Origin of the sequence: Marivirga lumbricoides (genome assembly GCF_014636295.1) — a bacterium.
In the GTDB taxonomy this organism is placed as follows: domain Bacteria; phylum Bacteroidota; class Bacteroidia; order Cytophagales; family Cyclobacteriaceae; genus Marivirga; species Marivirga lumbricoides.
Map to the genome: position 1 here is coordinate 377,199 of NZ_BMEC01000002.1, position 13,114 is coordinate 390,312.

At 35.6% G+C, this 13,114-nt stretch carries 12 protein-coding genes; 11 read left to right on the plus strand and 1 reads right to left on the minus strand.

Features of this window, described 5'->3' with window-relative positions:
• Positions 1–109: 109 nt before the first annotated feature.
• From IEV85_RS04280 to IEV85_RS04315, 9 genes are all read left to right on the plus strand, one after another.
• On the plus strand, positions 110–865 hold the full coding sequence (locus tag IEV85_RS04280; RefSeq protein ID WP_188460560.1) for a DJ-1/PfpI family protein: 756 nt from the start codon (positions 110–112) through the stop codon (positions 863–865).
• A gap of 242 nt (positions 866–1,107) precedes the next feature.
• Positions 1,108–1,947: an SDR family NAD(P)-dependent oxidoreductase gene (locus tag IEV85_RS04285; protein ID WP_188460561.1), complete on the plus strand. Its 840-nt coding sequence runs from the start codon at positions 1,108–1,110 to the stop codon at positions 1,945–1,947.
• A gap of 1 nt (position 1,948) precedes the next feature.
• A complete protein-coding gene (locus IEV85_RS04290; protein ID WP_188460562.1) occupies positions 1,949–2,860 on the plus strand; it encodes a helix-turn-helix domain-containing protein in 912 nt (303 codons plus the stop codon).
• A 196-nt stretch (positions 2,861–3,056) separates the two neighbouring features.
• A complete protein-coding gene (locus IEV85_RS04295) occupies positions 3,057–3,902 on the plus strand; it encodes a sialate O-acetylesterase (RefSeq protein ID WP_188460563.1) in 846 nt (281 codons plus the stop codon).
• A gap of 239 nt (positions 3,903–4,141) precedes the next feature.
• Entirely contained in the window at positions 4,142–4,603 is a 462-nt protein-coding gene (locus IEV85_RS04300) for a GyrI-like domain-containing protein (RefSeq protein WP_188460564.1), read from the plus strand.
• A gap of 234 nt (positions 4,604–4,837) precedes the next feature.
• Entirely contained in the window at positions 4,838–6,250 is a 1,413-nt protein-coding gene (locus IEV85_RS04305; protein WP_188460565.1) for a serine hydrolase, read from the plus strand.
• 171 nt (positions 6,251–6,421) lie between these two features.
• Positions 6,422–7,453: a serine hydrolase domain-containing protein gene (locus tag IEV85_RS04310; RefSeq protein WP_188460566.1), complete on the plus strand. Its 1,032-nt coding sequence runs from the start codon at positions 6,422–6,424 to the stop codon at positions 7,451–7,453.
• A gap of 331 nt (positions 7,454–7,784) precedes the next feature.
• Positions 7,785–8,354: an alpha-glucosidase domain-containing protein gene (locus IEV85_RS24825; RefSeq protein WP_229712502.1), complete on the plus strand. Its 570-nt coding sequence runs from the start codon at positions 7,785–7,787 to the stop codon at positions 8,352–8,354.
• A 172-nt stretch (positions 8,355–8,526) separates the two neighbouring features.
• Positions 8,527–10,206 (plus strand): TIM-barrel domain-containing protein, encoded by a 1,680-nt coding sequence (locus IEV85_RS04315; RefSeq protein WP_229712503.1) that lies wholly within the window; start codon positions 8,527–8,529, stop codon positions 10,204–10,206.
• A gap of 150 nt (positions 10,207–10,356) precedes the next feature.
• Here the strand turns inward: IEV85_RS04315 and IEV85_RS04320 are convergent, their stop codons facing one another.
• On the minus strand, positions 10,357–10,719 hold the full coding sequence (locus IEV85_RS04320) for a MerR family DNA-binding protein (RefSeq protein ID WP_188460567.1): 363 nt from the start codon (positions 10,717–10,719) through the stop codon (positions 10,357–10,359).
• Between the two features lie 93 nt (positions 10,720–10,812).
• Between IEV85_RS04320 and IEV85_RS04325 the strand changes: the two genes are divergently transcribed.
• Both IEV85_RS04325 and IEV85_RS04330 read left to right on the plus strand, forming a co-directional pair.
• The gene (locus IEV85_RS04325) at positions 10,813–11,703 is read left to right on the plus strand and encodes an SDR family NAD(P)-dependent oxidoreductase (RefSeq protein ID WP_188460568.1); all 891 of its coding nucleotides are present in this window, start codon (positions 10,813–10,815) and stop codon (positions 11,701–11,703) included.
• Between the two features lie 24 nt (positions 11,704–11,727).
• Positions 11,728–12,849 (plus strand): MBL fold metallo-hydrolase, encoded by a 1,122-nt coding sequence (locus IEV85_RS04330; protein WP_188460569.1) that lies wholly within the window; start codon positions 11,728–11,730, stop codon positions 12,847–12,849.
• Positions 12,850–13,114: the final 265 nt, after the last annotated feature.

Here is a 13,114-nt window from a genome sequence, read left to right on the forward strand (position 1 = left end):
CGTTTCTACTTTTTAGCTATCTTTACTCTAAACTGAAAAGTTAGTGCATATAAGCCGCTAGTGCTCATACACGAGACCGTTGCCTACAATACGATAAAAACAGAACGAAATGACAAAATTTAGAGTTTTAACAATAATATTTTTCGCAATTATTCTGATAAGTTGCAACTCTGAAAAAACGAAAAATAATATCGAAAAAGAGAACATAACTCAAACGGAAATAAAATCGGATACGCTAACAAAACACTTAAAACCATTCAAATCGGAATTGCCAACAATCGGCCTTTTGATGTATAATGGAGTTTTACAAAGCGAAGTGATTGCAACTTCTGACGTTTTCGCAAAACCAACCAAAAGTGGAAAACAGATTTTTAACGTATTAACAATTGCAGAAACTGAAAAGCCAATCACAACCGAAGAAGGAATAAAAATTTTGCCAGATTTTACATTTGATAATTGCCCAAAATTAACAGCTCTTTTTGTGCCAAGTGCTTATGATATGTACGCACAAGTTCACAACGAAAAAATCGTAAACTTCATAAAAGAGAAAAATAAAGAAACTGAATTTGTTGTGAGCAATTGTGCTGGAGCTCAATTAATCGGAAAATCTGGAATTGCAGATGGACATAAAATCGTTACTTGGATTGGTGGTGGAGAACAACTACAAAAAGACTATCCGAATTTAAAAGTACAGAATGACAGTTTGGTAACATTTGTTGAGGATGGAAAATTCAGTTCGTCAAATGGAAATTTAGCAAGTTATATTTCAGCATTGAATTTATTGGAGAAAATGACAAGTTCTGAACATAAAAACTTCGTAGAAAGTTATTTATATCTCGACCGACTTCAAAATTGGAAAAAATAAGTACTGTGGGCAACAACATATATAAAATAGCGGTTTTAGTGCTTAAACCAAGAATAATTAATAAAATAAAAGTCAGTAATAAACCGAAAATTAGTGTTTAAAAATCCACTACTTTCATATACAAAACCAGTTAGCGGTAATAAGCCAAAAGTAACTGTAATCTTGAATTTAAATACATTTATCCTTGATTTGAGAACTTTATAAATCTGTATGCCTTGTAGCTTTGTAGAAAACAAAAAATTATGGATATACAGAAAGTTTGGTTCATTACAGGAGCGTCTAAAGGGATGGGACTTGAAATTACAAAAGCAGTTTTGAGTAATGGCGATAAAGTCATTGCGACTTCTCGAAATACGGACACGCTTATAGAAAAAATTGAGGAACACAAAGGAAATTTGCTTCCAATAAAGCTGGACATCACCAATGAAAAAGAGGTTGAAAATGCTATTTCAAAAGGTATAGATGAATTTGGACAAATAGATGTAGTGGTCAATAATGCAGGGTATAACCTGTTGGGTAATATCGAAGAAATAAGTGATGCCGAGTTTAGAAAAACAATGGATGTTAATGTTTTTGCAATGACCCATATCATCAGAAATGTTTTGCCACACCTACGCAAGCAAAAATCGGGGCATATTATCAATACAGCATCTATGATGGGCTATATGAGTTATCCCGCTAACGGAAGCTATAGTGCATCTAAATATGCGGTTATTGGACTATCAGAAGCACTTGCTCAAGAAGTAGCACCACATGGCATCAAAGTAACTATCCTTGCTCCAGGAACATTTCGTACAAATTTTATGAATGAGGAGACACTCAATGTTGTGGAAAATAAAATTGAAGCCTACAATTTAGGTAAACAGGTAGAACAGTTTACAGGCTATGACGGGAAACAATTGGGTAATCCTAAAAAATTGGCAGAGGTAGTTGTGAAACTTGCAGAAATGCCCAATCCGCCATTGCATCTTCCATTAGGTTCTGATAGTTACAATGCCATTTTGGAGGTTCGTAAAAACGAAAAAGGAGAAATGGAACAATGGAAAGCCTTATCTTTATCAACTGATTTTAAACAAGAATAGTGTGAAAAAAACTGCTCCATATAAAATTGGGTCAATATCTGAACTTCATAGATTATTCAATTTGCCAAAACCAATTCATCCTTTGATAAGCGTGATCGATTTTGAGCATTTGAAATTCGATTCTAATGAAATTTGGAGCAGCTTTTATTATGATTTCTATTGTGTAGCTATTAAAAAAGAGGCTTCAGGCAAGTTTCGGTACGGACAAGGTCATTATGATTTTGATGAAGGAGTAATGAGTTTTACCAAGCCAGGTCAAATCTTTTCTGTCACGAATCCTGTGGATTACCCCGTATCAGGATATATGATGGTTTTTAAACCTGACCTTATACGGCATTATGAATTAGGTAAAGTTATAGGTAATTATGGATTCTTCTCCTATTCTACTGCAGAAGCACTTCACCTTTCTGAAAAAGAGGACAATATCATTATGTCCTTGATGCTTCAAATGCAGGATGAACTAAAAAATAACATTGACCATTACAGTCAGGATTTAATAGTATCACACATTGACCTGCTTCTCAATTATGCAAAACGTTTTCACAATAGGCAGTTTTTGACACGAAGGTCTATAAATAGTGATATTTTAGTGAAAATGGAAGAAATAATGGATGTATACCTAAAAAGTGATGCTACACTATCGGGTGTTCCAACGGTCAACTTTTTTGCGGAAAAGCTCAGTGTCTCTCCCAATTATTTGAGTGATTTATTGAAAAATACTACCGGCCGAAATGCGCAAACCCATATTCAAGAATCCATAGTTGAAAGAGCGAAAGAACTGCTTTCCACAACAAATTTAAGCATAAAACAAATCGCTTATGATTTGGGATTTGAATACCCTCAATCATTCAGTACTATGTTTAAAAAAAACACACAACAAACGCCATTGCAATTCAGAGCATCATTTAATTGAAAAAATTACTACCGCTAAAAAAGTATATAAAAAATAGCGGTTGAATTGCTTAATCCAAAGTGATTTTCATAATTTTATAATCAGTATCAAACCGAAAAAAATCCGTGCGTAAAAAATGCTACTTTTCATATACACTATCCTTAGAGGCAAGACAGAAAAATGAAAGCAAACAATTTAAAAACAAGTTAAGATAAAAATGACGCACTCTTTTTTAATGATTGGTCAGTCAAATATGGGAGGACGTGGTTTCCTGAAGGATGTACCAACGATTTATAACGAACATATAAAAATGCTTCGAAACGGGAGATGGCAGACAATGGTTGAACCAATAAATTATGACCGCCCAAATGCAGGTGTTGGTTTAGCCTCTTCCTTTGCCGCTGCATTGCATTTGAAAAATCAAACAAATGACATCGGTTTGATTCCTTGTGCAGATGGAGGAACCAGTTTAGACGATTGGAATGTTGATGAAGTCCTCTTCAAAAATGCTGTTTTTCAGGCAAAAATTGCTCAAAAAACAAGTGAATTGAAAGGTATTCTTTGGCATCAAGGAGAAAATGATTGCCAACCTACAAATGCTAAAAATTATGGCGAAAAATTTTCTGCCATTGTTCAAACTTTAAGAGAAAAACTTGAGGTTCCAAATATTCCAGTAATTATCGGAGGACTTGGAGCCTTTTTAACACAAGGTATATACGGAGAATATTTCAAATCATATTCTATTGTAAATGAAGAATTAGAAAAATTCGCTAAAAACAATCCCAATTGTTATTTCGTAACGGCCTCAGGTTTAAATGCTAATCCTGATGGAATTCATTTAAATGCATCTTCTCAAAGAATTTTTGGTATTCGATATTTTGAAGCTTTTAGCAAACAAAAACATATTTTGGAAGCGCTTGAAATCGAAAATGAAATATTAGAGATGATTTATAAAAAACCTTTATCTGATACTGAAAAAATCGGACTATTAAATTTAAAATTTTCAAATGGTGATTTATCATTAGAAAGTTATAAAGCTGAAATGGCAAAATTCAAACAATAACGTGAGATTAAAACCCGTGATGCTAACACCGTATGTAGCAAATAGCGGGGATTTTTCCAAAACGAAAATTCCGGCAAGTTCGCGAAGTCGCCATAAACCAATTTATTTAATTTTGTAATTTTAAAAATACAAATTAGAAATTGGTTTTTGCCTTGTGTTTGGCGGAAAGGTTCTTGCCCATTTACCCGCTACTCGCCATATACGCGCTAAGTTGGCGTGCATATAAAAAGCAAACATTTATGAGTGAAAAGAAAGACAAATTTAAACTAGTTGGATTACAACTAAAGGGAAAGACAACAAATCAAAACAATCAATCAAGTGAAGATTGTGGCAACTTATGGCAGAAATTTGAGACTGAAAAAATTTTTGACCGCATTCCTGAAAAGTTATCTAATGAAATTTATGCAGTCTACTTTGATTATGAAAAGGACGAGACCTCTCCTTTTTCTTACTTTATAGGGTGTAAAGCAGCAAATGACGCTGAACCACCTCAAGAACTTTCAGAGTTAAAAATACCTGCCCAGAAGTATCTCAAGTTTACAGCTAAAGGAGTAATGACCGGTTGTATAACTGACACTTGGAAAAGGATATGGAATTCTAACTTAAATCGTGAATTTGGATTTGATTTTGAAGTGTATGATGAAAGAAGTCAAGATTGGAATGATGCAGAAGTTGATGTATTTATATCGGTAGCTGACTGAAAAATAAAAAAACGACCCGCCAATCGAGTAGGCGGCCGTGAGCCATAAGCCCACAGCCTGCCCCGATTTTTTTTATCGGGGGTGCGCCTCTCACACCACTGTACGTACGGGTCTTGTATACAGCGGTTCACTTCACTATTTTAGTGAGAGCCCACGCCTCATACATAGGCGTTGTAGCCACTTAGAAATGCAACATTCAACAATTTTATTAGTCTTTAAGGAAATCAGAATTTTATGAAATTTTTAAAAAATACAAGAAGAATTATTTTTTTACTCATTGTACTATCAGTTTATGGATGTGAAAGTCAACTCTCAAAAAAAGACAATAAAGCTGAATGTGTAAGCGAAATCGATTCCTTAATGACAAAAGCTTATAAAAGAGACTTGTTCAATGGAAACGTCCTTATCACTAAAAATGATACTATCCTTTATCAAAAATCGCTTGGCTTTACAGATGGAACACAACAAACGAATTTAAATGATAAGTCAATATTTAATATCGGCTCTATTGCAAAGGAATTTAATGGTGTTGCAATAATCATGCTTAATGAACGTGGTCTTCTAAAACTTGACGACACGATTTCTAAATTTAATTTCGGATTACCGAAATGGTCAGAAAAGGTTACAATTAGACATCTTATAAATTACGCAGGAGGAATCCCTCAAATCGACCCATTAAATCCAAGTAGCGATGAAGAGGCTTGGAAGATTTTGAAAAATAACGATAGTTTACTTTTTGAACCAGGAACTAGTTTTATGTATGACAATAGTAACGTGTTTTTGCAAAGAAAAATCATTGAAAAGGTAAGCGGACAATCATTCGAGGAATTTGTCATTGAAAACATAGTTAAACCTTTGAAAATGACAAACTCGGTATTTGACCCAAAAGAAGATTATAAAAACCGAACTTCCTGTTATGATTTTGATAATGTTAAGTGTCCCGAAATGAGTTTTATTAGTGGTTGGTTATGGGTTGACATCAACGATTTATACAAATGGATAAAAGCAATGAATTCAAATGTTTTAATCTCTCAAAAATCATTTCAAACTTTATTGAAAAACCCATACGCAAACGACAAAACATCATCACTTGGCGAATACTTTGAAGAAGATAGCCTACAAAGGCACAATGGAATATCATATAAATTTGAATCTATCTTTTTGAATGATTTTAAAAATGATATTACGATAATTCTATTGTCCAATAATAGAAATAGAGTTTGGGATTTAGGGCATACTATCCACAACTTAATGCTAGGAAAGGATTATGAAATTCCTAAAAAATCAATTTATCAAGCTATAAGAAAAGAATCTGTCAACGATGTAAATAAAGCTATAAAGACTTACTATTTGCTCAAAGAAAATTCTGAAAAGGAATACACTTTTCAAAACCCAAGCGAACTGAATAAATTAGGATATGAACTATTAAGACTTGGCAAAAATGATGAGTCAATAAAAATTTTTAAATTAGCTACAAAGGAGTTTCCTAAAGATGCTAATCTATTTGATAGTTTAGGAGAAGCCTATTATACAAATAAACAATATGATCTAGCATTAGATAGCTATAACAAAGCAATAAGTCTTGGTGGAACAAAAGGAAATGCAGAGAAAATGATAGAAAAAATTAAAAATGAGAAGGTAAAATAACTGGCTACAACAATGCTATAAGCAATAGCGGAGAAAGTGCCAATTTCTACGTTTCTACTTTTTAACTATCTTTACTCCAAACTGAACAGTTAGTGTATATAATTTTATAGTGCTCATACACGAGACCGTTGGAGGTAATTTTGACAGAACAAATCGCATAAAAAACAAAATATGAAATTTTTCCTGACAACATTCTTATGTATTCCTTTAGTCCTATTTGGTCAAAACAATATTGAAAAAATAATAAATCAAGAATTTCAAAAAGGACATTTTAACGGAACAGTTTTGTACTTTGACGGAAAGCAAACTCAAAAAATCAACAAAGGCTTTTCTAACATTCAATTTAATGTAGAAATTGATAATAAAGCTCGGTTTCCGATAGCATCAGTAACCAAACTCTTCACATCCATTGCAATCATCCAACTTCAAGAAAAAGGCCTAATTGATTTTAATGACAGAATTGAAAAATTCATTCCCAATATTTCCGAAGAATGTAAAGACATTACAATCCAAGATTTAATGATCCATTATTCGGGTTTAGAAAATGAGCCAGTCAAAGCTGTTGTAAATAAATACTTGATTGATGATTATATAAAGGAGTTTGTCAAAAAATCATCATATGACACGTTAAAATTTAACTACAACAATGTGGATTATGTTTTGCTGTCTAAAATCATTGAAATGGTTACGACTAAGCCATTTTCTGAATCAATCGAAGACTTAATTTTGAAACCCTTAAAATTGAAAAATACAGGGTTTGTTAGTGAAAATGAAGTTATCAATAATTTAGCTTATGGTTATCACAATTATTCGTTCGGAGAAGGAAACAAAGACGAACCTCTTTTCAATGATAGAAGATATATCTCAAATTATTTTGGAGCAGGCGGGATATATTCGACTACTGAAGACTTGTTAAAACTTTTATTCGCTATAAAAGGCAATAAATTAATTTCTGAAAAATCAAAAACTCAATATCTTTTAAAACCGCAAGTTAATGAATATATTGATTGGCTTTCAGGGAAACCAACAATTGGGTTTTATTTTGACGACAAAGCAAATGTTTATAGAAGAAGCGGAAATATTGACGGTTTCAATGCTGAAATAATTGTGAATAAAGACTTCGACAAAATTCTAATCATTCTTTGCAATACCGACTCTGCTGACCTACAAAACTTAGCAAACACAATCTATTTCAAAAAATGAAAAAAATTTAAAATGATAAAAGAAATAAATAAAAACTAATGCCAACAATGGTAGCCGTTGCACACTCACCAACTTGCCTGTAAGGGATGCCGGTTTTTCGGCACTGGCATTGCACCCTCTGGAATAATATGGTATCTTCAATACCAGATGCCCATACTGGACACACACAGATGCTAAGCTCTATAGGCTAAATGATCCATTTGCAAAAGGCTGTACTAAAAGATACTTTTACAGATATTTGACAGACCAAGCCTACAGAGCTTAGTTGAGCGTTGGCGATAATAAGTTACGACTTCATTTTATCCCATGAATAACCAATAGATTAAAGCTTATGAAGAATATAATATTTGCATCCTGTTTTTTAGCAATTTGTTCAATAATTTGCTCCTGTCAGCAGGAGTACACATTAACTGAAAATGGGTTGGAGGCCAATGTTGACTCTACCGTAATCAAGATTCAATTTTACTCACCAGAGGTTGTGCGGGTTGTAAAGTCTAAACAGGGGTTTACATATGAAAAGAAAAGCCTCGCTGTGGTAAAGGATGCAGAAGAGGTCACTACCACAATATCAACAGATGATGGCAGTATTAGCATTTCAACAGAAAGATTAAAAGTCGTGCTGAATTTGAGAACCGGAGCGGTTTCCTATTTATCAGCAGACGACAGCCCACTATTAACAGAAATAGCCGATGGCTCTAGTTTTATTCCTAAAGAGGATATTGGCGAAAGCACCTTTGCTGTAAAGCAGTCCTTCAAACTTGAGGAAGATGAATTTATCTATGGCCTTGGGCAACTGCAAAATGGAAAAATGTCACAAAGGAACCAGACGGTAAAAATGATTCAGGGCAACAAAGACACCTTTATTCCATTCATGCTGTCTGATAAGGGTTACGGTATGTAATGGGACAATTATTCACCTACAGTATTTGCTGATAGCATTGAAACCACCTCCTTTGACTCTGAGGTGGGCGATTGTATTGATTATTACTTCATGGTCGGAGACAATGCCGATGCTGTCATTGCGAATATGCGGGATTTGACAGGCCAGGCTCCAATGATGCCTTATTGGACCTTTGGGTACTGGCAAAGCAAAGAAAGATACAAAAAGCCAGAAGGAAACAGTCGGTATAGTGGAGAAGTATCGTGAGTTGGGTGTACCTATCGATGGCATCATTCAGGACTGGCAATACTGGGGAGATAATTATCACTGGAATGCTATGGAGTTCCTCAACCCTGAATTTCCTGACCCTCAAAAAATGGTGAATGATATCCATGAGCTGAATGCCCATATCATCATTTCTATTTGGTCTTCGTTCGGCCCCAAAACAAAGCCATACAAAGAACTGAATGAAAACAATATGCTCATGGATTTTCTCACCTGGCCTATGTCAGGAAAAGACGTTTGGCCTCCAGATATGGATTATCCATCCGGTGTGAGAGTTTACGACCCGTATAATCCAGCCGCAAGAGACATCTATTGGAAATACCTGAAAAATGGACTGCTTACTTATGGGTTCGATGGATGGTGGATGGACTCAACAGAACCCGATCATATGGAGTTTAAGCCTTCTGATCTGGATAACAAGACAAATATGGGATCTTTTCGGAGAGTTAGAAATGCTTATCCCCTGATGACCGTGGGAGGTGTACATACACACCAAAGAAAGGAAGATAGTGATAAGCGAATATTCATCTTGACTCGTTCTGCATTCGCCGGGCAGCAAAGACATGCGGCCAACTCATGGTCGGGAGATGTAATCACGGACTGGGACGTATTGAAAAAACAAATCTCTGCGGGACTGAACTTCTCTCTAACGGGTATCCCCTATTGGAATAGTGATATTGGAGGTTTTTTTGTTTGGAATTTCCCCGGCGGCTATAAGAATAAAGCCTATCATGAAATCTATGTGCGATGGATGCAATTTGGGGCCTTTTGCCCAATGATGCGTTCACACGGTACCGATACACCACGCGAACTATGGCATTATGGGGAAGAGGGGTCTTGGACCTATGATGCGCTCAAGAAAATGATTGAATTGCGATATAGCTTGCTACCTTATATCTATTCAACCTCGTGGGATGTAACTAAAAATCATTCGTCCATGATGCGCGCCCTCATGATGGATTTTGCAGATGATAAAATGGCCCTTGATATCAACGACCAGTATATGTTCGGGAAGAGCATTCTCGTGTGCCCGGTTACTGAGCCGATGTACGTAAAATACCGAAAAGAAGGCGATCAATATATTGCAGGAGGAGAAGATTTTAGTACTTTGAAAACTACGAATGTTTACCTCCCAGCGGGTACAAAATGGTTTGATTTCTGGTCAGGTGAATTATATGATGGAGGCCAGACTATCGAACGTGAGGTACCCATTGACATTATACCTCTCTATGTGAAAGCAGGTTCGATTATCCCATTTGGTCCTAAAGTGCAATATGCTAATGAGGAAATCGGGCCACTCACCGTGTACATCTACCCGGGCGCAAATGGCTCCTTTACATTTTATGATGATGAGCGTGATAATTACAATTATGAAGAGGGAGCTTATGCTACCTTTGAAATGAAATGGGACGATTCAACTCAAAAGTTTACCATTGAGGCACAGCAGGGCAAATATGATGGAATGCCTGAAAGCAGGAAAATATTTCTGGTAAAAGTGAGCAGTGACGTTGGGGTTGATTCACCCGATGACGATGTGACTACCAAAGAAATAATTTATCAAGGAGATAGAATGGAGGTCCAGCTTTAAAGAATACTATCGCCAACAACACTAAAATGAATATGCGAACTGAGCCATTTGAAAGAGTAATGCAAACTAGAATCTTTGGTGCTTCTAGCAACTGGAGCGCATACTCATTTTAGTTGAGCGTTGGTGGTCAGGTAACGAATTGGGCGAAATTTAGCATTCACCATTCTCAATATCTTTTATAGCTTCAATAAGGGTTGTTTTAACTTGCTTTAGTTGATTTATCTTAACATCAATTTCCTCAATTTTTTTATTTACCACAGCTTTTTTCCTGTCAACTGTCATTTGTTTACTGAACCAACTGTCTAATAATTCTTTAATCTCTGATAAAGAAAATCCTACTTCCTTCGCCCCTTTGATCAGTATAATTTTCTCTACGAGGCTTTCATCATAATTTTTGTAGTTGTTAGTTTCCACTTGATCATTTGACGTTCCTTTAAATAAACCATAATTCTCATAATGCCTTAAGGTTGCAATTGGTAGCCCTGTTCGTTTTGATAATTCTTTTATTAACATAATCTGTTGTTTTAAATTTTATAAAGTATAAAGCATACTATATACTTTGTAGTTACAAAGTTAGTAACTATTTTTGTCAGCAAATAATTTAAAATGAAAAATTTGATAACTAAAATAAACACTGTTGGCCAAGAAATGGTTGTTGTTACAGGTACTTCGACTGGTATTGGCGCAGCAACCGCCCGACAACTTGGGAAACGTGGTTTTCACGTGTTGGCAGGTGTTCGCACCAATATGGATGCGGACAAGATTCGAGATATAAATATAGAACCGATAATGCTTGACATTACAAACGAGGTTCACATTCCTGCTTTAATTGAACGTATTACCTCAGATAAGAAGCAACGACCAATACGTGCATTGATTAATAATGCCGCTATTGAAATAAACGCACCGATTGAAGTACTGCCTCTTTCAGAATGGCGTAGACAATTTGAAGTTAATCTTATTGGTCAAGTGGCAATGATTCAAGCACTTTTGCCTGAACTTTTTAAAAGTAAAGGAACTGTTATTAATATCAGTTCAATTGGAGGAAAAGTAGCAATGGGAGGATATGGTCCCTATGCTGCAACAAAATTCGCATTGGAAGCAGTGAGCGATTCATTACGTAGAGAGGTTGAGCAACTTGGAGTAAAAGTAGTGGTCGTTGAACCAGGAGCCGTTACATCTGAAATGAGCAAAAGAGTCCGCTCAAACGCGCAGCGAATTACAAATGAAATGACTAAGGAACAGCGTAGCAGGTATAGTAAACTAATGCATGCAATGGTTTCGCAGGCTGAATCATATATTGATAAAGCTGTTTCGGCAGAGAAGGCAGGTCAAATTATTGCTAACATTTTAAACAATAAACGGCCCCGTACGCGATACACCATTGGAAGTGATGCAGCTATGCTTTCGGTTCTTATCAAATATTTACCAGACCGTTTACTTGATAAACTTATTGCCCGAAGTATGAAACCCCACTTGAATGCAGAACTTTTCTAAAAACAGAAATGAGAAAACTTATTGATGAAAAAAATAATTAGAAGAATAATGGTTATCACTTCAATTGTAGTAGGTGTATTAGTAATCGCTACTGCGCTATATATGCAACAGGATAAATTTGGCAAAAGCCCAAGAGGAGAACGACTTGAAAGAATAAAACAATCACCAAATTTCAAAAACGGAAAGTTTCAAAATTTGAGCAAAACACCTCAACTAACTGAAGGACATAATTATTTTGAAGTTATTTACAACAATTACATAAAGAAGATACCATGGCATCATCCTGCAGATTCGATACCATCGCTAAAAACTGATTTGTTGAGTTTGTCAGTTGACTCGAATGTGCTGATATGGTTTGGGCATTCATCCTACTTCATTCAAATTGACGGGAAACGAATTTTGGTTGACCCTGTTTTTAGCGGCAATGCTTCTCCGCTTCCTGGAACTGTAAAATCATTTAAAGGTACAGACGCTTATAATGTTGCGGATTTACCCGACATTGACTACCTGTTTATTTCACACGACCACTACGACCACGTTGATTACAGCACCCTAATTGCCTTAAAGGACAAAACCAAAAAAGTGATTTGTGGGTTAGGTGTAGGTTCACATTTCGAACATTGGGGCTATACAACTGACCAAATCATTGAAAAAGATTGGTATGAAAAAGTACAATTGGATATTGACTTTACTGCATTTGTAGAACCTGCAAGACATTTTTCAGGTAGGGGTTTGTCAACGAACAACACCTTATGGGCATCATATATAGTACAAACCTCAAGTATGAAAATTTATATTGGTGGAGACAGCGGTTATGATACACATTATGCAAACATTGGGAATAAATACGGCCCTATTGACCTGGCTATCTTAGACAATGGACAATATGATGAGGCCTGGAGATACATTCACAACCTACCTGAAGATGTATTGAAAGCTGCACAAGACTTAAAAGCTAAGAGACTTTTCCCCGTTCATTCGTCAAAATTTGCACTTGCTGCCCATTCTTGGGACGAACCTTTGAAGAAAATAACCGAACTGAACAAAAAGTATAACGTGTCATTAGTAACACCAATGATAGGAGAAATAGTAAATTTGAATGACACGACACAACCATTTAAACAATGGTGGAAAGGAATAAATTAAAAACCCCTACCGCTAACAATGGCTGCTAAAAAATCATAGCTACCCTGAGGGATAGCTATGATTTTTAGCCGAGACGTTACCATTAATAAAATGAAAGATAACCTAGAAGGAATAACTGAAAGATTTGAAAGTGGAGAAAACTTGAAATACATATTCCTCTGAGGTAGTACATATCTCGCGATAAACCACCTTGCCACTTGCTTCGCTTCCGGGACTTACACCCTTTGGAACGTTCTATTTATTAAACTATATTCACCATTCAAGG